The organism is Xenorhabdus bovienii (genome assembly GCF_024721015.1).
In the GTDB taxonomy this organism is placed as follows: Bacteria; Pseudomonadota; Gammaproteobacteria; order Enterobacterales; family Enterobacteriaceae; genus Xenorhabdus; species Xenorhabdus bovienii.
In genome coordinates this window covers 54914-76504 of record NZ_JANAIF010000010.1, presented here as the reverse complement: position 1 = coordinate 76504, position 21591 = coordinate 54914, and the positions used below count along the sequence as shown (strand labels likewise).

Here is a 21591-nt window from a genome sequence, read left to right as displayed (position 1 = left end):
ACACCAGACCGGACACGTTCCCTCAGTAAATCCCGTTCAAATTAGGCAAAGCCTGACATCAGGGTAGCAATCAGCTTTCCCTGTGGAGTGGATAAATCAAACTGTAAGCCTGTTTGGGCAATAAGTCCGACGCCCCAGGATTGCAGGTCATTCAGTGTATGAAACAAATCCAGCGTCGAGCGGCTCCACCGGGTCAGTTCCGTCACCAGAACCAGGTCAATTTTTCTAGCCTGCGCCATATTCAAAATTTTTTGACGTTGCTGGCGATCGCTTTTACTACCGGAGGCAGTTTCTTTCCAGATACCGGCTATGGTATAGCCAGCTTTACCGGCCAGCGCGAGAAGCTCCGTTTCCTGACGCTGACAATCCTGATCGCCCGTCGACACGCGGCAATATATCGCTGCAATCTGTCCCAATTGAACCCTCCTCACAAAACTGGCCTGCAACCCGCATTCCAGCGTGACAGAATGGCGGTACTTTTATAGATTACTTTAAATGATACACGGAAGACCCTTTTCGACAAGGAGTCAAAACACGTGCAACCCCACGATACGGCTTACCCCCGGTTCAAAAGTCGCCTGACGGCGTCAGAGCTGGAGCGGTTTTATACGCCAACTGAAGATGAACTGGCATTTTGTGCCACGGCGGCGCGTTCACCAACCACGCGTCTGGGTTTCGTCGTTTTGCTGAAAACGTTTCAACGGCTCGGATATTCTGTTCTGTCCAGCCAGGTTCCTGAGCCACTCATCAGACATATCGCTCAGTCCATCAGGCGTAATGCCGACCTCAGAAATTTAAACCACTATGATAAATCGGAAGCCCGGCGAAAACATGTCGGTATAATACGTCGCTTTCTCGATGTAAATCCGTTCTCTGCAACAGGTAAATCGCTACTTAGAAACACATTCATCGATGCCGCACTGATTAAGGAAGATGTCGCTGATATTATCAATGTGGGCATTGAAGTACTGATACGCCACCGCTATGAATTACCCGCCTTTGATTCTCTGGTACGGACTGCCCGCTCAGCGCGTGCAGAGGCTAATCAGGCACTGTATTCGCAAGTGCAGACTGCGGTAGGTGAAGAGGGGGCCGCCTTTCTTGACGCTCTGTTTATCGTCGGGGACGATCCCAGGCGGGTTAGTGCCTGGAATGACCTGAAGCAAGACCCGGCCAGACCTACCGTTTATGGTATGAGAGATTTGTTGGCTCGCTTTAAGCTTTTAACTGATCTGGCGGGTTACAACCGGGCGCTTAAAACCATTCCTGTCGTCAAAGTCAGCCAGTGGGCGCTGGAAGGCAATGCGCTCGATGCTGCCAGTATGGCAGATCTGGTGCCTGCAAGACGGTATGCGATAACACTGGCGGTGATCCAGCAACGTCTCGGCGTGGTAACGGATGACTTATGCGATATTTTCTGTAAACAAATGAATAAGGTATCCCGCGTAGCAGAGGCTGAATTACAACAGTATCTTGATGATAACCAGGGGAAAACTGACGAGATCCTCCGCCGCTATGCTTTACTTAACACCGTACTTCATTCGACTGAATCTGCAGATAATCAGTTAAAGATAATTCGTGAAACGGTATCTTCCCGCCCTGACTTGTATGAATTTTCACGTCTTCATATTGAGTTCGGCGGCAAGAACGAATGCCGGTTTATGCTGAAGGCGTTCAGTCAGCGTCGGGCTGAATTATTACGCATTCTGTCTACGCTGAATTTTGTCTCAACCAGTCAGGATACAAGCTTCGAACGGGCTTTGGCATTGATGTTGTTGCAACGCCGAGGTCGCACTGAGTGGATCACACTGAAAAAAGGAACGGAAAGCGATCTCAGTTTATCTGACCTTTCGTGGGTTCCTGATAAATGGTGGAAATTAATCACAGGCGATCAGCAAAGAAAAGCACCTGAACAGCTTTCTCGCCGGCAATTTGAGGTCTGTGTCTGTACGCAGATGGTCCGCGAATTGAAATCAGGTGATCTGTGCGTGACAGGCGCGAACGTTTACTCCGATTACCGTGATGAGCTGGTCCCTCTAACGGAGTGTGCCGAAACCCGGGATACCTATGGTCAGGAAGTGGGCCTGCCTCTTGAAACCGACGCCTTCATTGAGCATGTTCAGGATCTCCTGATCACTGCGGCTCAAAAAGCAGATAATTTCTATCCGGATAATCCCTTTTTCCAGATTATTAATGGTCGCCCCAAGCTGGCTACGTTAAAGAAAAAGCCCATTCCTGATGGGTTTAAGGCGCTGGATGCCGCCGTCGGAAAAAAACTTAATAAACTGGGACTGTCTTTGCTGGATATCATTTCTGATACCACCCAGTGGCTTCACTGGGATAAGCATATTGGCCCACTGAGTGGACATAAGGGAAAATTAAAAAAATCGACGCGCAGAAAAATCATCACAACCTTTGCTTATGCCACAGGCCTTGGTCCAATGCAGACATCCCGTACTATCGCCGATATCAGCGCCCGACAAATTTCGTTTGTTGACCAGCGGCAGGTGACGACGGAAAAGCTGGAAGCGGCAACAGTTGACATAATTAATGGTTATAACCAGTTCCAGTTGCCCCGGTATTGGGGAGAGACAAAACGTGCTGCTGCAGACGGAACTCAGTGGAATCTGTATGAAAACAACCTGTTATCCGAACGGCATATTCGCTACGGAGGTTATGGAGGCATTGCTTATTATCACGTCAGTGATACTTATATTGCCTTATTTTCACATTTTATTCCGTGCGGTGCGTGGGAAGCAATCTACATTCTGGATGGGCTCACCAAAAATAAGTCAAATATTCAGCCCGATATTTTACACGGTGATACACAGGCGCAGAGCGCCCCTGTTTACGGGCTGGCTTTCCTGTTAGGTATTAAACTGATGCCCAGAGTTCGGAACTGGAAAGATTTGAAATGGTTTAAAGCTACAACCAGATGAAATTTATCAGCATATCGAGACACTATTCAGTAAAGAGGTCATAGACTGGGCGCTGATTTCCTGCCACTTACCCGATATGTTGCAGGTTGCCCAATCCATCAGGGCTGGGCGGCTTTCGCCTTCAACTATTCTGCGAAAACTGGGCACTGCCAGTCGGAAAAACAAACTGTACTTTGCATTTCGCGAACTTGGTCGGGTGATCAGAACGCTGTTCCTGCTGGAATATATTGGTGATGACGAACTGCGCCGTGTTATTCAGGCAGCGCAAAACAAATGTGAAGGATTTAACCAGTTCACCCAATGGGTTCATTTTGGGGCCGATAAAATCACGGATAACGTACGTGATGAACAGCTGAAGGTAATAAAATATAATCATTTGGTCGCTAACCTTGTGATTTTTCACAATTGCCAGACGCTTACACAGGTTCTGAAAGAGCTGGAAGCTGAGGGGATGGTTTTAACCCCCGAACTTCTGGTCACATTTAGCCCGTACCGTACACATCATATCAATCGCTTTGGTTTATCCGAGGTAAAAGAGCGTCATCCCCCACCTGCTAGCTATGACATTAAATTCTGACAGAGCAGATGGGGCAAGGGCTTGCAGGCGATCTTACACATTTACGTACGAATCCTTACGCCTAGCCATCTCCATTCAATCCGGTAATACGGTGATTCAGAATGTCATCCAGTCGGTGAATTCAGACACGGAACTGGTGCTGGCCTTTGCGCCCTCAGTCAGTCTTAACAATGCAAAATATGTCATCTCAACCACCGTTCCCGATACCGTTTCCGATGGCGTCCGGCATATGTGTGCCATTAACGCCGCTATCATCCTGTTCCTGCAAAACATGGACCGATGGATGAGTGAAAACGGCAAGGTTGACGTGGAGATGCCGAACGGCCAGAAAGTCACGCTGGACTCCATCCGGGCATTGCAGGCTGCGGTGGAGGGAAAACTGGATAAATTCCAGAACGGGGCGGATATCCAGAATAAATCAGAGTTTGTGAAAAACCTGGGTTTATCGGGAGTAATGAAAATTGGGGATTATGGCTTTGGTGGTGGAGGCCGAATTATACAAAAAGATTCTACTCAGCTCCTTAGTTGGCTCAGGGATGAGTATGTCAGTGAGATATACCGAAATGACAGCGCATGCGCATACACCTATCGATTTGGTTCCAACCTGAAAATAAGAGCCTACGATACATGGGGCAATATTTCTATTGATTATAGTGGTAGTGGTGTCAGGTTTGCGGGTGGCAATGGATATCAAGACCATCTTTATGATGTTGTCACAGGAAAAGATTCGAATGTTGTGCACCCAGACCCTGGAGTGGGAAAAAGAGGGAAAAGCTTAAACAATCTGCCAAATAACCAAATATATTTTGTTTATTCAGACGGGGTTGACGGCAGCTCAGGCGTGGCTGGAACAATGGTTCAGTTTGCTATGGATCATGTAAATTCGTATCCATTCCAGATCATGACAGCGTACTGGGACGGACAATTACGATATCGCGCCAAGAATGGGGATAACGGTAATTGGATGAACTGGCGAGTCGCGTGGGATAATCGCAACGCCGTCTTTGACGGCAACGGTTTTCTCAAGAAAACCTCGCCTATTATCCAACTCCACCCCGATGGCACCTTTACCACTAACGACGAATCCGAAGGTGCCACTGTGACCAAACTCGGCCTTGGTCACTACAGAATATCCGGCATCCTTGGCTATAACGCTGACGGTGCATGGGGTGTTCATGGCGGTATCAGTGTTCCCCGTGACGTCAATGGTAATGAGTTAGTGTATGTCGATGATAAAGTGCTGCCGGATGGGGCTATTGAAATCAAGGTGACGCACCGACAGAACGCGCATATGCCTGCCCGATTGCAGAACCGACGCATCAAGTCACAGGATGAGCAGACGCATTACACGGATGATGAACCCTGTGATTTACCCGCCGGCACCCGGTTAGACGCCCGTGTCCAGATGCCGGAGGATTCTATCTGGAATCAGAAACAGGCATTGGCGTCTGATCCTCAGCAGGAGCATGACATCACGTCAGCCGTCAATAAATAGCCATTAGGGGAGATTAGCGGGTAGTTGGGTGGATTGGGGGGCGGATGTTGGGGTCGGTGTGAGGCTGGGGATGGTAGAAGAATGAAGCCAGTCTTAACCCGCGGAAAGTTGCGGGTTAAGGATTATTCGTCCGACCATTCCATCGCTGGGATTAGAATATTTTCTAGGTATAGTGCGGTCTTCCTTACCTGTGGAATCAATTAATCTGCTTTCACTATGTAGTTAAATGCCACGTTGCGGGGACGTGTTTCTGTTCCCGTTGAAGCAGCAACCGCATTATCCATATAACCGACACCACCAGATCCCATTCCTATAGCAATACCTAGTCCGCGAGGATCTGCTCCGTAGTTAATGTCTTGGTGGACACTATTGAAAATGCGGTTCCCTGTACCCAAGCCCTCGACTCCACCATTTGAGCTGGACCACATGCGGCCAATCCTGTGACTATGTGGAGCAATATCTGCCACTTGATTAGAAAGCAGAGATCGACCAACGTCCACTCCACGCCCTCCATCCCAACCGCGAATAAATTCCCCTCTCAAATCAGGTAGGTTTCCAGAGGGATAGGCAAGAGCCAGTTTCGGATATGCTGCTTTATCAAATGAGTCACCGTTACATATCAACCAGCCTTCTGGTGGGGTTTCTGCTGGCCAAGGAACGGGGACTCCGACAGGTAAAGTTGAATTGCTCACTAAACCGAGGTTTTTAATGAATGCTTTCTTGTCAGGAATGTCCGCGCCGTTCTGATCTTTAGCTAAGCGATTATTAGCATTTATATTTGCATTGTTGGCATTTTGATTTGCTAAGTTTGCTAAGTCATGCGCTGTTTTCACCGCTTTTGGTGTTGCTGCACTAGTTTCGTTATTACTGTCAGCATCATTACTCAGGATCACAAATCCTTTATCTTGCAATGTTGCATTGGGGTGATTGCGGCTTTGGGCATGTTCTTCAATAGATTCTTTTACATAATTACGACTGGGTACCACGAAAAGATCACAGTCACAAGGGCATGGTGTATCAGGATTATTATTTTGAATACTCATATTTACTCCCTCATTTAATCAACAATACTCATTGCTAAATAACATGAAGGCGGGTTACTGCTCCGCCAGTGAACATCAATAAAATAGGTTCATCAATACTGGAGAATGCGTTTTGACTAAGCTCGGTTGGTGAATGGTATGTTTGCGATGTCAGGATGACACGAAATGACTGTTTGGAAATTAATAAAATCCATATCCCACTGATAAAACTATGAGATAGATAAAGGCGGGATTTCCCGTCTTTAACCTTTTGATTTTTTCTGAATCCTCCAGCGGAGGAAGCTGGTTGACGAAATGACTGTATTTGGTAAATTTGGTTGACACTGTTTTGTCAACCGAAGTTCGATCAAAGTGACAACAGCCTTCCTTCCCACCTCTCCACAATCCCCCGCTTCTCTTTCAGGTAGTCGTAGCGGTCGATATCTCATCAATGTAGTCAGTGGGCTGCTGTGTGGGAGTTATATATTAATTGCGAGCTGTTGCAAGTGAGCTATAAGTAGTAAAATGATAGGGAGGTAAAACAAGGTATTTTCTGAATTGTGTACATATTAGTGTACTTTTAAAGTTTTAATGATCTTATTTTTTCTTTATAAAACAATAAATTGTCTTCTTTATTCGTTATATCCATTTAACTAAGGGGACAGCGGGGCGTAGTATAACTGTTTTTTTTTGCTTGAGATAAGACATGACGTTCTGTTTGCCTATTTAATCACCACTTTTTTTGATTACCAATAATGAGAAATTGAAAGTATATTTAACGCATTGGTAAATATTGGCAGAATGCAAGGTGAGAGCCAATGTCTAAAAGTGATTACGTGGAGAACAACATGAAGTATCGTCTGAGCGGGGTGGCTCTTACAGCAGTATTATTGGTGGGATGTGCCAGTTCATCGAATTCGGTGGAACAAAGGCGTTCTGACCCGCTGGAGGGCTTCAACCGTGCCATGTTCAACTTTAATTATGATGTTCTCGATCCTTATCTTCTGAGACCCGTTGCTGTAGCTTGGCGTGATTATGTACCGATGCCAGCACGAAATGGCATTGGTAACTTCGTGAGTAACCTTGAAGAGCCAGCCAGTATGGTCAACAGTATTCTGCGCGGTGATATCCATGATGGCGCGAAGCATTTCAACCGATTTTTTTTGAATACCCTTCTGGGAATGGGCGGGTTGATTGATGTCGCTTCAATGGCGAATCCGAAGCTGGCAAAGGAAGATCCAATGCGTTTTGGTAGTACGCTGGGGTATTACAATGTTGGTTATGGCCCTTATGTTGTTTTGCCTGGTTACGGCAATTTCACTCTGCGTGACGAAGGAGGGAATGTCGCGGATATGACTTACCCCGTATTGAGCTATCTCACACCTTGGGTGTCCGTAGGAAAGTGGGTATTTGAAGGTATTGAAACCCGCGCACGTTTGCTGGATTCCGATGGCCTATTGAAAAACTCTTCCGATCCATATTTGATGATGCGTGAAGCGTACTTTCAGCGTCATGATTTTATGGTCAATGGAGGCAAGCTCTCGCCAGAACAAAACCCTAATGCAACGGTGATTCAGGATGAATTGGATTCCATTGATTAATGATGGAACCATGATCAAAAAAGGATAGCACACGCTATCCTTTTTTCGATCTCAGTATTCGGTTAGAACGTGTAGTTAAAGTTCACACCGTACAACCATGCAGTTCCTTTGGAATCGAACTCATAGGGTTGACTAAAAGGTCCTCTTTGAACATCTTCTGGTAATTTTTCGCTAACACGTACTTTCTTTCCACGCATGTAGGAAACACCGACATCCACAGAGGCATCTTTATTGAATGTGTAAGTGCTTCCCAAACTTAACCAGAAACGATCCTGATCTGGAATAGAGATAGAACGGTTTTGGGCGGGCACAGGGCTTTGATCGAAGGCGATACCAGTACGGAATGTCCAGTTGTCATCATAGTAGTAAGTTGTACCCAGGGAGACGCGGTAGGCATTACGGAAGTTTTCATCTTTGTGGAACAGCGTGTTACCATTGCCTTTATTCTTGCCTCTCAGCTCCTTGAATTCACTCCAGCCAGTATAGAGGAAGCTGTAGTGAATAGCCCATTGAGGTGCGACACGGTTATAGCCGGAGACTTCCCACATATCAGGTAAATTCAGATCCAGCGTACCCTTAATTGTATTGCCGCCAGTGCCATTGGGTAAAAACTCTGGTAAGTCGTTACTGAAATCGCCATCTTTAAACTTCACTTTGACTTTTGAACGGTAAGTCAGGCTATAACGGTTATTCTCATCATACTGATACAGAATGCCTGCATTCCAGCCATAGCCCCAATCTTTGCCTTCTAAACGGGAAGCTTCATAGGTTGCTGGAATAGGTGCTCGTGGGTTATAAGGACCTACTTCACCCATGTGACGAACAATAGTAGCATCCGCATAGACGGCATTGACACCCAAACCAAAGCTAAATTGATCATTAAATTTATATGCACCGCTCAGGTTCAGGTTAACGGTTTTAAGTGAGGTTTTGCCTCCAACCAAGCCAGCAGCATAGTTATTACTGAATTCAGTTGCCAATCCAAAGTTGGACGTCGCTGATGCACCCAGGAACCACTGATCATTGATCGGTGTAATAAAATGTAAGTTTGGTATCCATGCATGTGGGGCAATATTTTTAGCATCAGTGCTGTTTTTAACGCCAGTGCCTAGTTGAGGAACTGGAGATCTACCCGTGATGTCAACGTTCGGCTTTACATAAACCAAGCCGCTGGAAAATGATGGGCGATCAAATAGGGTCATGGCTGCGGGGTTACGACTACCCTCAGACGCGTTATCTGCAACGACACCTGCTCCAGAAAAAGCCCGACCAAGTCCTGATGTGGAATACTCATTTAATTGAAAACCGGCAGCACTAGCGTTGGATGAAATGACTGCAACCGCCACTGCTAATGCTGAACGCGTAAACAGGTTTTTTTGGCTCATAACCAAAACCTCATTATTTAATTATTATTTAACATGCTACTCAAGTAGCTGAGAGCGCGGGATTGTAGAGTCGGTTTATCATAATGACAAATCAGACCAGTGCAGGAAGTATAGGCCTGACATTAGAAGATGTTGCAAGAATGTTTTTAAGATATGTCTAAAATGATTGCCGAAATGGGACGAGCTTAACAAAAAACAGGCAGCGCATGTTAACGAATTGTGATGGCTAGTTTGTTAGCGCGATGAGATCAATAAATAATGAAATAAGTGATGCCAAACAGCGTAAACGCTGGTTATCGGAGGTTGGAACAACGTAAAATCATCGATAGGCTTTCATCGTAGGAGAAAAAAATGCCTGATACAATTAAACGTTGTAATGTGGAAGAAACAGCCACCTGCTGTTGCGTTGATGTCGGTACCGTCATTGACAATGAAGACTGCACCGCCTCTTACCTGCGTGTTTTTGCCAATGGACAAGAAGCGGAAATGATGATTAATACATTGACTATAAAGGCAAAATCGGTGGAGTCAGAGCCATGCGTAATAAGCCATAAAATCGAAGCAGTTGACGATGGGGTGCAACTGACTATAGATTTTACGTTTAGCTGTCAGGCTGAGGCCCTGATTTTTCAATTAGGATTACGCTAATTATCTTCAGTAACCGTTTTCCCACCGCGGTTTGTTGCTCTTGCTCGCATTTTTCGTCTATTCCTGTTTGCTATTTTCCAACATTGCGTTAACAATGCTCCATCAGGTCTGACCTCTTGTGAGGTGAGTAAATATTTTTAATCAATCAATTGATTTAATTAATAATTATTGTCAGGAGTTGCTATGGGTCGTTCTTCAACAAAAGTGGCACAGCAAAAGGAGCGTGTTGCTATTGTCAGTGGGTTGCGCCTTCCTTTTGCGAAACAGGCAACGAGTTACCATGGTATCCCAGCTGTCGATTTGGGAAAAGCCGTTGTCAGTGAACTGGTCATCAGAAGCGGATTGTCGCCAGAGAAGATCGACCAACTGGTGTTTGGGCAAGTCGTTCAAATGCCGGAAGCACCGAATATTGCAAGGGAAATCGTATTAGGCGCAGGATTAAGTGTCAGCACTGATGCCTATAGTGTTTCCCGTGCCTGTGCAACCAGTTTTCAGGCGATTGCGAATGTGGCTGAAAGTATTATGGCTGGCACAGTGAATGTAGGCATTGCCGGCGGCGCTGATTCCTCATCTGTATTACCGATTGGGGTAACAAAATCACTGGCTCGCACTTTGGTCGATATGAACAAAGCCAAGAGTTTGTCACAGCGCTTAAAATTAATCAGTCGATTGAAATTACGGGATTTACTGCCAGTATCTCCTGCGGTTGCTGAATATTCCACCGGATTGAGGATGGGTGATACGGCTGAACAAATGGCTAAAACCTATCATATCAGCCGCGAAGAGCAGGATGAGTTGGCACACCGTTCCCATATACTGGCAGCCAAAGCCTGGCAGCAGGGTTGTTTGAATAAGGAAGTGGTAGCGGCACATTTTCCGCCATACCGCGACACATTGACAGAAGATAATAACATCCGAAAAAATTCAGTTCTCACATCTTACTCCAAATTGCGGCCAGCCTTTGATCGTAAGTACGGAACCGTAACCGCGGCGAATAGTACTCCGTTGACTGATGGTGCCGCCGCAGTCATGTTAATGCGCGAATCGGTCGCCAAAGAGCTTGGTATGACCCCACTGGGTTATTTGCGCAGTTATGCGTTTTCTGCGATTGATGTCTGGCAGGATATGCTGTTGGGGCCATCTTATGCGACACCAATTGCGCTGGAGCGGGCGGGTATCACTTTGAATCAACTTTCACTCATTGATATGCACGAAGCGTTTGCCGCTCAAACACTGGCGAACTTGAAAATGTTTGCCAGTGAAAAGTTTGCGCGTGAAAAACTGGGGCGCTCTCAGGCAATGGGTGACGTAGATATGGATAAATTTAACGTATTAGGTGGTTCAATAGCTTATGGTCATCCATTTGCCGCGACAGGTGCCAGAATGGTCACCCAGACATTGAACGAATTGCGTCGTCGTGGTGGCGGGTTTGGGCTGACGACAGCCTGTGCCGCAGGTGGATTGGGTGTAGCGATGGTATTGGAGGTAGAATAATGGCTCAGGGCGAAAAAGAAACCATTATGTCAGAGACACAACCGAAGCAATCGGTATTCAGCTTTTCGGTCAGAGATGACAAGGTTGGCGTGATTACCATTGATGTACCAGGCGAAAAAGTAAACACACTGAAAGCGGAATTTGTTGAGCAGTTTCTGACTGTCTTTGAGAAGGCACAACAGGCCTCTGGCTTGAAAGGGTTGGTGATCGTGTCTGGTAAGCCTGATACTTTTATCGCCGGTGCTGACATCACGATGATAGCAGGCTGCCAAACCGAAGAAGATGCGATGGAACTGGCTGAAAAAGGTCAGAGGCTATTTGCTCAAATTGCCAATTATCGTTTACCTGTAGTTGCCGCCATTCACGGTGCGTGTTTGGGGGGAGGGCTGGAACTGGCTTTGGCCTGTCATGCGCGTGTCTGTTCTCTGGATGATAAAACTCGTCTTGGTTTGCCGGAAGTTCAGCTTGGATTACTGCCGGGCTCTGGAGGAACTCAGCGATTGCCTCGCCTGATAGGTGTCAGTGCAGCCTTGGATATGATATTGACTGGCCGACAGCTCAAGGCTAAGCAGGCACAGCGTCTGGGTGTGGTGGATGATGCAGTTCCTTTAGATATTTTGCTGGATGTGGCTGTTCAGTATGTCAAGAAAGGCATCTCCAAGCGTAAGCCATTGGCATGGTCTCAGCGTATTTTGGCGAGCACTCTGGGCAGGCCATTGTTGTTCCATATGGTTCATCAAAAAACGCGTGCGAAAACCCATGGCCACTATCCTGCACCAGAACGTATTATTAATGTCGTTCGCACCGGATTGGAAAAGGGGCTTAAAAAAGGTTTTCAGGCAGAAGCCAAGGCGTTTGGTGAACTGGCAATGTCACCAGAATCGGCAGCCTTACGCAGCTTGTTTTTTTCCTCAACGTCGCTAAAAAATGAAACCGGCTCGTCGGAACAGCCTGCCGAGATCAAGTATGTGGGGATTTTGGGCGGCGGCTTGATGGGAGGCGGTATTGCCAACGTGACCATGACACGCGGTAACTTGCCTGTTCGTATCAAAGACATTAATCAGAAAGGTGTCAATCAGGCTTTGAAATATACCTGGGATATTCTTTCCAGGCGGGTAAAACAACGTCGTTTGAAATCAAGCGAGCGTTCTCGCCAGATGGCCTTGATTTCGGGAACCACTGATTACAGTGGCTTCAGACAGGCTGATATTGTGGTTGAAGCTGTATTTGAAGATTTGGCGCTGAAACGAAAAATGGTTGCAGAAGTTGAAGAACATTCGAAACCTGAAACAATTTTTGCTTCGAATACTTCATCGTTGCCAATTTGCCAGATCGCTGAAATAGCCTCTCGACCAGAGCAAGTGATTGGCCTCCACTATTTCAGTCCCGTTGATAAAATGCCATTGGTGGAAGTTATTCCACATGCGGGAACAAGTGAAAAAACGATTGCAACCGCAGTCGCACTAGCCAAAAAACAGGGAAAAACGGCTATTGTCGTGGGTGATAAAGCCGGGTTCTATGTTAACCGGATTTTGTCCCCTTACATTAATGAAGCGGGTTATTGTCTGGCGGAAGGTGAACCGATCGATCATATCGATAAGGCACTGGTAGATTTTGGTTTCCCGATTGGGCCAATTAATTTGCTGGATGAAGTCGGCATTGATGTTGGTACAAAAATTATTCCTATTCTGGTGGCACAATTGGGGAGCAGATTTACCGCACCAGGCTTCTTGGATGCAGTATTAAAAGATAACCGAAAAGGTAAAAAGAATGGCCGTGGTTTCTATTCGTATGGCGCTAAAAAGAGCAAATTCTGGCCTTTTGGCAACAAAACCAAAGAGGTGGATGCCTCGATTTATTCCCTGTTGAAAATTAAGCCACATGCAAAAATGCAACCATCAGACATTGCTCAGCGTTGCATGATGCTCATGTTGAATGAAGCTGTTCGCTGTTTAGATGAAGGTATTATCAGAAGCCCCCGTGATGGTGATATTGGTGCGGTATTTGGCATTGGTTTCCCGCCATTCTTGGGAGGTCCATTCCGTTATATTGATAGGCTTGGCAGCGATAAGGTTGTGGCAATTTTACGTCGTCTGGAACAGCAGCACGGAGAGAGATTTACGCCTTGTGAATATTTAGTTCAGATGGCTGAACAGAAAAAGAAATTCTACAAATAAATAACAGTTTCATTCGTAAAATCAGTTATATCGGCTCTTGTTATCGGAGCCGATTTTTTTATGAAAAATAATTTATGGTTTCTTGATTATTTTAACTCACTGAATAGCAGGAGATAATGATATCGAGACAATCAGATATAAATCATTTTTAGTCATTTTATTTGTTTTTGTTTTAGGGCAAAATGCCAGTTAGCTCTAACTGAAACGTTTTTGTAACAAAGATTACCTTGATAATATCACTTGGATTTCATTATTAATGCCGTAAACCCATGGCTTGTCTCATAAATATTTAATTATGTATTGGATGGGGACAGGTTCTGAAATTAACTAAACGGTGGATTATGTACGTTTTTATTATGCGCCACGGTGATGCTGCCTTACATTCGATCAGTGATGCAACACGGGAGCTGACTCCTCGTGGGCAGCAAGAATCACAGGAAATGGCCTGCTGGCTTACGCAACAAGAGCCTGATGTTGATTGTATCTTAGTCAGCCCTTATATCCGGGCAAAGCAGACTTTAAAGGTGGTTCGTGAAAACTTAGCGTTGCCTGGCAATGAGGAAGAACTGGCTGAGTTAAAGCCGTCGGGAGATGTCGCATTGGTGGCGAGCTACTTGCAGGTTTTGGCAACGCAAGAGTACAACGCTGTATTGGTGGTTTCTCATTTACCCTTAGTAGGTTATTTAGTTTCTGAGCTTTGCCCTGAGCAAACTCCGCCTATGTTTGCTACCTCCAGTATTGCCTGTGTGGAATTAGATCCTCAAACAGAGAAAGGCCGCCTGTTATGGCAAACCTCTCCGGCGCAATTAGCAGCGAAAGACTAACTTCATACAGAGGGTAAATTAACGCTGCATGAGTTCATTCATTTCTACCAAAATGAGTAGTGCAGCGTTACCTCCCCATTCTTTGGGGGCTTGATGGAAGGCAATAATATCAGGGTGCTGGGCAAGCCATAAAGGAGTTTGCTGTTTAAGAATATGTTTACCGTGGCCATGCATGACGCAGGCGCAATAAATGTGTTCACGACGGCAGGCTGCAATTAGAGCGCCAATTTCTTGTTTGGCCTGTAGTTGGGTTAATCCATGTAAGTCCAGAAAAAGCTCAGGGGAATAATCACCACGACGCAGCTTCTTCAATTCATAATGATTGGCACCTTCTCGAATATAGCGGGTTGGGCCTTCCATATCCAAATTGGGTTGGAACTCATCGGAAAAATAGTAACTGGCATCGACTTGTTCTTGCATCAAACGTGCAGGTGCAACATAGCTGATTTTTTTTCTTTGAGGGGAGTGTAAAACGGTGTCTTGAACGATGCGGCGGGCTCCCGTGACAGACGTTCGAAATAGACTGATATCTTCTTCACTCATCAGATTTTTCTTCTTCATTACTCTCTAATTCACTGACAAATTTTGGTAATTGTACCCGATTTTTTGTGATTTTGCTTAGAAGCTATCGCATAGAATTGATATGTATATTTAGGTGATTGTGTAAATTGCAATATATTCGCATCGTGACGGATAGTCTCTAGAAAATTCATGATATTCATCCGTGTCCATAAAATGATTTGACAATCTTGGCTGGTTATAAAATAAATGTATATACAACATGAAGATTGATACCAACAAGAAAAATAACAGGACGATACAATGTCTATTAAGCTGAAAGATACTGACGTTATTTGGCGTAATGCCAGACTTGCCACAATGAACCCTACAATCAACAACATTGATGGCAAACATCATTATGGCATGCTGGAGCAGCATGATCTGATCGTTCGGGGTGAAAAAATATTGGCGATTGTTCCGACGGAGAGCGTGCCAACTCATCATTGCAATATTATTGATGTGGAACAAAGGCTGATTACCCCCGGATTAATTGATTGCCATACTCATTTGGTTTTTGGTGGTAATCGGGCATCGGAGTGGGAGAAGCGTCTCAATGGCGCTTCTTATGAGGAAATCAGTGCCAAAGGAGGAGGAATTAATTCTACGGTTAATGCGACCCGAAACAATTCTGCGCAACAATTGGAAGTGGCCGCCCAGAAGCGACTCAATGCTTTGATCGCTGAAGGGATAACGACGATTGAGATGAAATCAGGCTATGGGCTGGATCTGGTAAATGAAGAAAAACAGTTGAATGTCGTTCAGGCACTGGCGCAGAAAAATGCCATCGAAATCAGCCCCACATTACTCTCTGCTCATGCCGTTCCACCTGAATATAAACACAACCCTGATGCTTATATCGATTTAATTTGTGATTCCATTCTTCCTACACTGTGGCAAAAACAATTATTTGAATCCGTAGATGTTTTTTGCGAAACCGTCGGTTTCAATCTCGACCAGACCAAGCGCGTGTTTGATGCGGCACAACGCCTGAATATTCCTGTAAAAGGCCATGTTGAGCAATTATCCAACATGGGAGGCAGTGAATTGGTTGCTGATTATCAAGGCTGGTCGGTTGATCACATTGAATATCTGGATGAAAAAGGTATTGAAGCCATTAGCCGCAGCGGTAGTGTGGCCGTGTTACTGCCCGGCGCATTTTACTTCCTGAAAGAGAAAAAACTCCCCCCTATTTCGCTATTGCGTCAATACCGAGTGCCGATGGCAATATCAACGGATTTCAATCCGGGCACCAGTCCTTTTGCTTCTTTGCGTCTGATTATGAATATGGCCTGTGTGCAATTCGGGTTTACACCAGAAGAAGCATGGCAGGGCGTAACCCTTCATGCCGCCCGTGCATTGGGGAGAGCTGAGAGCCACGGCCAGTTGGCGGAAGGTTATATGGCAGATTTTATTGTCTGGGATGCCGAGAACCCGGTGGATATCTTATATGAACTTGGACGTAATCCACTGGTTCATCGTATTTATCGTGGTGAAATTACACACAATTTTCAATAATGGTGAGAGAAACAACATGAAATTATGGCATCCAACATCAGAAAACATTTGGCAAGGGCGTAATGATCTCGCAGAAGCGGATAATGCCCTGCGTGTGTTCCAGACAATAAAACAACCTGCCAGTTTTTCCCCGGAAGAATTTCCTCATCATATTGGGTTATTGGGATTTGAGTGTGACGAAGGCGTTAAACTTAATCATGGTCGGCCGGGAGCGAAATTAGGGCCGGAATATCTGCGCCAGTCATTGGCCAATATGGCCAGTTATGATGGTCATGAGCGGCTGGTGGATTTGGGAAATATTCGCGCTGATACTGAAAAATTGGCTGAAGCACAGAACGCGCTGAGTGATGCTGTCTATGAGTGTCAGCATCAGAACATGCGAACACTCATTTTTGGCGGTGGGCATGAAACGGCATTTGCTCATGGAATGGGAATTTATCGCTCGTTTCCGACACAACGCGTAGGTATCATTAATTTTGATGCGCATCTGGATCTGCGCAATTCGCCGCAGCCTACATCAGGAACCCCTTTCCGGCAGCTTGCCGATTATTGCCAGCAGCATCAGCGTCCGTTCAATTACACTTGTATTGGAGCCAGTTTGGCATCAAATACTCAAGCTTTGTTGGACGAAGCCAATCATCTTGATGTCACCATCATTTGGGATACTCAATGTATTGAGTCGATGCTGGACAAAGTACAGGAACAAATTCAAGATGTGATTAATCAAGTTGATATAATTTATATGACCATCGATTTGGATGTACTGCCAATCTGGCAAATGCCGTCGGTTTCTGCTCCCGCTGCTCTGGGAGTGCCGTTAGAGCGTTTGTTGCCGTTAATTCAACTCATCTGCCAAAGCAAAAAATTACAGGCTGTCGATTTGGTTGAGCTTAATCCTTTGTATGACATTCAAGGAATGGGAGGCAAAGCGGCGGCTCGCCTTGCGTGGCAATTGGTGCATTGGTGGAATGGGTAGCCAGTGAGAAGGGATTTATTGTGACAGTCGATTTATCAGATACATTTGTCAAACCTGTGCCTTTGTATGCAAAAGTTAAGCAGGCGATTATTGAAAAAATATATACAGGAGAATGGAAACCCCATGATCGGGTTCCTTCAGAATCTGAATTGGTCAAACAGTTTAACTGTAGCCGCATGACGGCAAACAGGGCGTTGCGGGAGTTGATGGCAGAAGGTTTTCTATTTCGTTTGCAAGGAGTCGGCTCGTTTGTTTCAGAACCTAAGGGGCAGTCTGCTCTGTTTGAAATTCACAGTATTGCTGATGAGATTGCGGCGCGTTCTAACCAGCACAGTTGTAAGGTACTGAAACTTGCTGAAGTGAATGCCAATATAACACAGGCGGCAGAACTGGGGATTGCGGCGGGTACAGCAATCTATCATTCGATTATTGTGCACTATGAAAATGATGTCCCCGTGCAGATTGAAGATCGTTATGTTAATGCTCAGGCTGTGCCGGCGTATCTGCGACAGGATTTCAATCAGCAAACTACCCACGATTACTTATCAATGGTGGCTCCCCTGACGGAAGGGGAGCATATTGTTGAAGCGGTTGCGGGAGATGTCCGTTCTTGTCGGTTGCTGCAAATTGAGGCAGATACGCCTTGTCTTCTCATCAGCCGCCGAACATGGTCGAAAGAACATATTGTCTCAAGTGCTAAATTATTATTTCCTGGACATCGATATAAATTGAAAGGGCATTTCAGCTCATGATTTGCCCATCGTTACATAAAAAAATCTCCCTTTGTTTTTAGTATAGGGAGATTTTTTCACAAACAATTGTGACCATCATGTAAATCCGATGTGATGTAAAACACAAAACCAATAAAAACATTCACCAGCCAACTGAAGAATAAATCAATATCATCTTATTGATATTTAGTATAAAAGATACCAACCTCCAAATTATTGACTTTACTTGTGTCACATTTTTTCCTATTGAATCTACATGTATATACAACTATACAATTAACAAACTTTATAACGATGAAAAGGAAAAAACCGTGACGATGCAAAATAATAAATTCAGCAACGAGGTCATCCGTGCCCCCAGAGGAACGCAACTCACAGCAAAAAGTTGGTTAACGGAAGCCCCGCTCCGCATGCTCATGAATAATCTCGATCCTGATGTGGCTGAAAATCCTCATGAACTGGTCGTTTATGGAGGGATAGGCCGTGCCGCCAGAAATTGGGAATGTTATGAAAAAATCGTGGAAACCCTGAAAAATCTGGAAAATGACGAAACATTACTGGTGCAGTCAGGCAAGCCAGTAGGGGTTTTTAAAACCCATGAAAACGCCCCGCGTGTATTGATTGCAAACTCGAATCTGGTTCCACATTGGGCAACGTGGGAACATTTTAATGAACTGGATGCTAAAGGGCTGGCAATGTACGGCCAGATGACGGCAGGTAGTTGGATTTACATTGGCAGTCAAGGCATTGTGCAAGGCACTTACGAAACGTTCGTTGAAGCGGGACGCCAGCATTTTAACGGTAATTTGACCGGGCGCTGGGTACTGACTGCGGGTTTGGGAGGGATGGGAGGAGCACAGCCGCTGGCAGCAACGTTGGCAGGCGTTTCGTCACTGACTATTGAGTGCCAGCAAAGTCGCATTGATTTTCGTCTGCGTACCCAATACGTCGATGAACAGGCAACCGATCTGGATGATGCGTTGGCGCGCATCAAGCGATATACCCAAGAAGGTAAGGCAGTATCGGTGGCATTATGTGGCAATGCGGCAGAAATTGTCCCTGAGTTGGTACGTCGTGGCGTTCGTCCTGATATGGTGACGGATCAAACTAGCGCACATGATCCACTGCATGGCTATTTGCCGGCAGGCTGGACATGGGAAGAATATTGTCGCCGTGCCGAGACTGAGCCAGAAGTCGTGATTCAAGCCGCGAAAGCATCAATGGCAGTACACGTGGAAGCGATGCTGGCCTTCCAGAAACAGGGTATTCCTACTTTCGATTATGGCAACAACATCCGTCAAATGGCGAAAGAAATGGGTGTTGAACACGCCTTTGATTTCCCGGGTTTTGTTCCTGCTTATATTCGTCCTCTGTTTTGTCGGGGAATCGGGCCTTTCCGTTGGGCTGCGCTTTCCGGTGATCCTGAAGACATTTACAAAACTGATGCCAAAGTCAAAGAGTTGCTGCCGGATGACGCAAACCTGCATCGCTGGCTGGATATGGCGCGGGAACGCATCAGCTTCCAGGGTTTACCTGCTCGTATTTGTTGGGTTGGCTTGGGAGATCGCGCCAAATTGGGATTGGCATTCAATGAAATGGTACGCAGCGGCGAACTTTCAGCACCGCTCGTGATTGGACGTGACCATTTGGATTCCGGCTCCGTGGCGAGTCCCAACCGTGAAACCGAATCCATGAAGGACGGTTCTGATGCAGTTTCAGATTGGCCATTGCTGAATGCCCTATTAAATACGGCCAGTGGTGCGACATGGGTTTCCCTGCATCATGGGGGCGGCGTTGGTATGGGGTTCTCACAGCATTCCGGTATGGTGATTGTCTGTGATGGCACGGATGAAGCCGCAGAACGTATTGCCCGTGTGCTGCACAATGATCCTGCAACTGGCGTCATGCGTCATGCTGATGCAGGTTATGAACAGGCCATTCAGTGTGCCAAAGAGAAGAACCTGAACCTGCCGATGCTTGATACAAAATCATCAGACACAAAAACCGTCGAAACAAAATAAGGAACGTCATTAATATGAAACACATTACTATTCATCCCGGAAAAATGACGTTCGAAGAGTTACGCCACATTTATCAGCATCCGGTTCAAATTACCTTGGATGAGCAGTGTTTTCCTGCCATTGAACGCAGCGTTGATTGTGTTAACCGTATTATCAATGAAAACAGAACCGCCTATGGTATCAACACGGGTTTTGGCCTGCTGGCGAGTACTCGGATTGCCGAGCGGGATTTAGAAGAACTGCAACGTTCCCTCGTGTTGTCACATGCTGCTGGTGTCGGTGAGCCTTTGCCGGATGAGATTGTCCGGCTGATGATGGTATTAAAAATCAATAGTCTTGCCCGTGGTTATTCCGGTATTCGTTTAGACGTCATTCAAACGTTGATTACTTTGGTTAATGCAGAAGTTTATCCCTGTATTCCGAGCAAAGGTTCTGTGGGCGCTTCGGGAGATTTGGCTCCACTGGCGCATATGAGCCTGTTATTGCTGGGCGAGAGTAAAGCGCGTTACCGTGGTGAATGGCTGCCAGCCAAAGAAGCCTTGGAGAAGGCAAATCTTAAGCCGATTCGGTTGGCGGCAAAAGAAGGCCTGGCGTTGCTTAATGGCACACAAACCTCTACCGCCTTTGCCTTGAAAGGACTCTTTGCAGCAGAAGACTTACTTGCCTCGGCTGTTGTTTGTGGCGCGATGTCTGTTGAAGCGGCACTGGGTTCTCGTAAACCATTTGATGCGCGCATCCATGAAGCGCGAGGTCAGCAGGGGCAAATCGACGTAGCTGCCTTGTATCGTCTGGTATTGGAAGAACAAAGTGGTCTCTCTGAATCCCATAAAAACTGTCCGAAAGTTCAAGATCCTTATTCATTGCGTTGCCAGCCACAAGTGATGGGCGCTTGTCTGACTCAGATCCGTCATGCTGCCGACGTGATTATGACTGAAGCTAATGCGGTCTCTGATAATCCGTTGGTCTTTACCGACCAAGATGAAGTGATCTCTGGCGGTAACTTCCATGCTGAACCTGTTGCTATGGCATCGGATAATCTGGCTATTGCACTGGCGGAAATGGGTGCACTGTCAGAACGCCGCATCTCTTTGCTGATGGATAGCAACATGTCCCAGTTACCGCCGTTCCTCGTCAATAACAGCGGGGTGAATTCTGGCTTTATGATTGCTCAGGTGACAGCGGCAGCGTTGGCGAGTGAAAATAAAGCATTGGCGCATCCTTCCAGCGTTGACAGCTTGCCGACATCAGCGAATCAGGAAGACCATGTATCTATGGCTCCGGCGGCAGGTCGTCGTTTATGGGAAATGGCTGACAACGTGCGGGGCATTTTAGCGATTGAGTGGCTGACTGCCTGTCAGGGCATGGATTTCCGTGACGGATTGAAGAGCAGCCCGATACTGGAAAAAGCCCGTCATATCCTCCGTGATAAAGTCGCTTATTACGATAAAGATCGTTTTTTTGCGCCAGACATTGACGCGGCTATCCAACTGTTGATTGCACAACAACTTTCAGCACTGCTGCCTACCGGAAAGATATTGAGAAATTAAACATAAATAAGTCGTCTAAGGCCGGTTTCTATCCGGCCTTATCGTTGTATTTATCTTTCATATCTAATAATAAAGACA

Annotated in this window: 15 protein-coding genes and 1 pseudogene; 12 read left to right on the top strand and 4 right to left on the bottom strand. The window is 46.0% G+C overall.

Translation table 11 applies throughout. The features are described 5' to 3' along the window. Window positions 1–41 precede the first annotated feature (41 nt). On the bottom strand, window positions 42–416 hold the full coding sequence (locus NXS07_RS04885) for a recombinase family protein (RefSeq protein WP_258086274.1): 375 nt from the start codon (window positions 414–416) through the stop codon (window positions 42–44). Window positions 417–536: 120 nt separating this feature from the next. Between NXS07_RS04885 and NXS07_RS04880 the strand changes: the two are divergent. Continuing rightward, window positions 537–3516, top strand: a pseudogene (locus NXS07_RS04880) (Tn3 family transposase). Between the two features lie 91 nt (window positions 3517–3607). Further along, on the top strand, window positions 3608–5011 hold the full coding sequence (locus NXS07_RS04870) for a phage tail fiber protein (protein WP_258086272.1): 1404 nt from the start codon (window positions 3608–3610) through the stop codon (window positions 5009–5011). A gap of 200 nt (window positions 5012–5211) precedes the next feature. Here NXS07_RS04870 and NXS07_RS04865 read toward each other — a convergent pair whose 3' ends face one another. Further along, a complete protein-coding gene (locus NXS07_RS04865; protein WP_258086271.1) occupies window positions 5212–6054 on the bottom strand; it encodes a phage tail protein in 843 nt (280 codons plus the stop codon). Between the two features lie 827 nt (window positions 6055–6881). On the opposite strand from NXS07_RS04865, the gene mlaA reads away from it, so the two are divergent. Beyond that, a complete protein-coding gene (gene mlaA, locus NXS07_RS04860) occupies window positions 6882–7634 on the top strand; it encodes a phospholipid-binding lipoprotein MlaA (protein WP_258086279.1) in 753 nt (250 codons plus the stop codon). A 62-nt stretch (window positions 7635–7696) separates the two neighbouring features. Here the strand turns inward: mlaA and fadL are convergent, their stop codons facing one another. Further along, window positions 7697–9019: a long-chain fatty acid transporter FadL gene (fadL, locus tag NXS07_RS04855; RefSeq protein ID WP_038223519.1), complete on the bottom strand. Its 1323-nt coding sequence runs from the start codon at window positions 9017–9019 to the stop codon at window positions 7697–7699. 351 nt (window positions 9020–9370) lie between these two features. On the opposite strand from fadL, the gene NXS07_RS04850 reads away from it, so the two are divergent. From NXS07_RS04850 to sixA, 4 genes are all read left to right on the top strand, one after another. Further along, window positions 9371–9667 (top strand): YfcZ/YiiS family protein, encoded by a 297-nt coding sequence (locus NXS07_RS04850; RefSeq protein ID WP_258086270.1) that lies wholly within the window; start codon window positions 9371–9373, stop codon window positions 9665–9667. A gap of 183 nt (window positions 9668–9850) precedes the next feature. Further along, on the top strand, window positions 9851–11161 hold the full coding sequence (fadI, locus tag NXS07_RS04845; RefSeq protein ID WP_258086269.1) for an acetyl-CoA C-acyltransferase FadI: 1311 nt from the start codon (window positions 9851–9853) through the stop codon (window positions 11159–11161). Continuing rightward, on the top strand, window positions 11161–13338 hold the full coding sequence (gene fadJ, locus NXS07_RS04840) for a fatty acid oxidation complex subunit alpha FadJ (RefSeq protein ID WP_258086268.1): 2178 nt from the start codon (window positions 11161–11163) through the stop codon (window positions 13336–13338). Before fadI ends, fadJ begins: the two co-directional genes overlap by 1 nt. A 341-nt stretch (window positions 13339–13679) precedes the next feature. Beyond that, a complete protein-coding gene (gene sixA / locus NXS07_RS04835) occupies window positions 13680–14162 on the top strand; it encodes a phosphohistidine phosphatase SixA (RefSeq protein WP_038196204.1) in 483 nt (160 codons plus the stop codon). An 18-nt stretch (window positions 14163–14180) separates the two neighbouring features. Here the strand turns inward: sixA and smrB are convergent, their stop codons facing one another. Next, window positions 14181–14723, bottom strand: a complete 543-nt coding sequence (smrB, locus tag NXS07_RS04830) for an endonuclease SmrB (RefSeq protein ID WP_258086267.1) — start codon at window positions 14721–14723, stop codon at window positions 14181–14183. A 261-nt stretch (window positions 14724–14984) separates the two neighbouring features. On the opposite strand from smrB, the gene hutI reads away from it, so the two are divergent. The 5 genes from hutI (at window position 14985) to hutH (ending at window position 21513) form a co-directional block, all read left to right on the top strand. Then, window positions 14985–16238: an imidazolonepropionase gene (gene hutI, locus NXS07_RS04825; protein ID WP_258086266.1), complete on the top strand. Its 1254-nt coding sequence runs from the start codon at window positions 14985–14987 to the stop codon at window positions 16236–16238. 16 nt (window positions 16239–16254) lie between these two features. Continuing rightward, on the top strand, window positions 16255–17214 hold the full coding sequence (gene hutG, locus NXS07_RS04820) for a formimidoylglutamase (protein ID WP_238125677.1): 960 nt from the start codon (window positions 16255–16257) through the stop codon (window positions 17212–17214). 20 nt (window positions 17215–17234) lie between these two features. Continuing rightward, complete coding sequence (gene hutC, locus NXS07_RS04815) at window positions 17235–17966, top strand: histidine utilization transcriptional repressor HutC (protein ID WP_414079660.1); 732 nt, start codon at window positions 17235–17237, stop codon at window positions 17964–17966. A gap of 290 nt (window positions 17967–18256) precedes the next feature. Continuing rightward, on the top strand, window positions 18257–19966 hold the full coding sequence (gene hutU / locus NXS07_RS04810) for a urocanate hydratase (protein WP_196244151.1): 1710 nt from the start codon (window positions 18257–18259) through the stop codon (window positions 19964–19966). A gap of 14 nt (window positions 19967–19980) precedes the next feature. After that, on the top strand, window positions 19981–21513 hold the full coding sequence (gene hutH, locus NXS07_RS04805; protein ID WP_038196194.1) for a histidine ammonia-lyase: 1533 nt from the start codon (window positions 19981–19983) through the stop codon (window positions 21511–21513). Window positions 21514–21591: the final 78 nt, after the last annotated feature.

Excerpts from the sequence above, each read along its gene's own strand:
- NXS07_RS04865 (WP_258086271.1), bottom strand. The coding sequence starts at position 6,054 with ATGAGTATTCAAAATAATAATCCTGATACACCATGCCCTTGTGACTGT.
- fadL (WP_038223519.1), bottom strand. The coding sequence starts at position 9,019 with ATGAGCCAAAAAAACCTGTTTACGCGTTCAGCATTAGCAGTGGCGGTT.
- hutI (WP_258086266.1), top strand. The coding sequence starts at position 14,985 with ATGTCTATTAAGCTGAAAGATACTGACGTTATTTGGCGTAATGCCAGA.
- fadJ (WP_258086268.1), top strand. The coding sequence starts at position 11,161 with ATGGCTCAGGGCGAAAAAGAAACCATTATGTCAGAGACACAACCGAAG.
- hutG (WP_238125677.1), top strand. The coding sequence starts at position 16,255 with ATGAAATTATGGCATCCAACATCAGAAAACATTTGGCAAGGGCGTAAT.
- NXS07_RS04850 (WP_258086270.1), top strand. The coding sequence starts at position 9,371 with ATGCCTGATACAATTAAACGTTGTAATGTGGAAGAAACAGCCACCTGC.
- smrB (WP_258086267.1), bottom strand. The coding sequence starts at position 14,723 with ATGAAGAAGAAAAATCTGATGAGTGAAGAAGATATCAGTCTATTTCGA.
- hutH (WP_038196194.1), top strand. The coding sequence starts at position 19,981 with ATGAAACACATTACTATTCATCCCGGAAAAATGACGTTCGAAGAGTTA.
- mlaA (WP_258086279.1), top strand. The coding sequence starts at position 6,882 with ATGAAGTATCGTCTGAGCGGGGTGGCTCTTACAGCAGTATTATTGGTG.
- fadI (WP_258086269.1), top strand. The coding sequence starts at position 9,851 with ATGGGTCGTTCTTCAACAAAAGTGGCACAGCAAAAGGAGCGTGTTGCT.
- sixA (WP_038196204.1), top strand. The coding sequence starts at position 13,680 with ATGTACGTTTTTATTATGCGCCACGGTGATGCTGCCTTACATTCGATC.